The organism is Burkholderia sp. Bp9016 (assembly GCF_003857765.1).
In the GTDB taxonomy this organism is placed as follows: Bacteria; Pseudomonadota; Gammaproteobacteria; order Burkholderiales; family Burkholderiaceae; genus Burkholderia.
On record NZ_QTPY01000091.1, the window covers coordinates 1 to 719 of the forward strand.

General features: G+C 66.5%; 1 protein-coding gene. It reads left to right on the plus strand.

What is annotated here, in order from left to right:
- On the plus strand, positions 1-719 hold a 719-nt coding region (locus DIE13_RS32565), incomplete at both ends, for an Asp/Glu racemase (RefSeq protein WP_244108886.1).

The following is a 719-nucleotide window of genomic DNA, read 5'->3' on the forward strand; positions in this document are numbered from 1 at the left end:
ATCGGCCAGATCGTGCCGAGTTCCAACACGACGATGGAAACCGAGATTCCCGCGATGCTGCGGTTGCGCGAAACGATCCGGCCCGAACGCTTCACGTATCACTCGAGCCGGATGCGGATGAAGAAGGTCGTCAAGGAAGAACTGGCGGCGATGGATGCCGAATCCGACCGCTGCGCGATGGAGCTGAGCGACGCGCGCGTCGACGTGCTCGGCTATGCCTGCCTCGTCGCGATCATGGCGATGGGCCATGGCTACCACCGCGTGTCGCAGAAGCGTCTGCGCGAGCGCACGCAGGAGAACGGCGGCGACGCGTCCGTCATCACCAGCGCCGGCGCGCTCGTCGACGCATTGAAGGTGATCGGCGCGAAGCGCATCGTGGTGGTCGCGCCGTACATGTTGCCGCTGACCGAGCTGGTGGTCGACTACATCCGCAATGAAGGCTACGACGTGATCGCGTACCGCGCGCTGGAAATTCCGGACAACCTGGACGTCGGCCGCCACGACCCGGCGCGCCTGCCGGACATCGTGAAGACGCTGCCGTACCAGGACGCCGATGCGATCGTGCTGTCCGCCTGCGTGCAGATGCCGTCGCTGCCGGCCGTCGCAAAGGTCGAGGCGATGACGGGCAAGCCGGTGATCACGGCCGCGATCGCGACCACCTACGCGATGCTGCGCGAACTCGATCTCGAACCGGTCGTGCCGGGCGCCGGCGCGCTGCT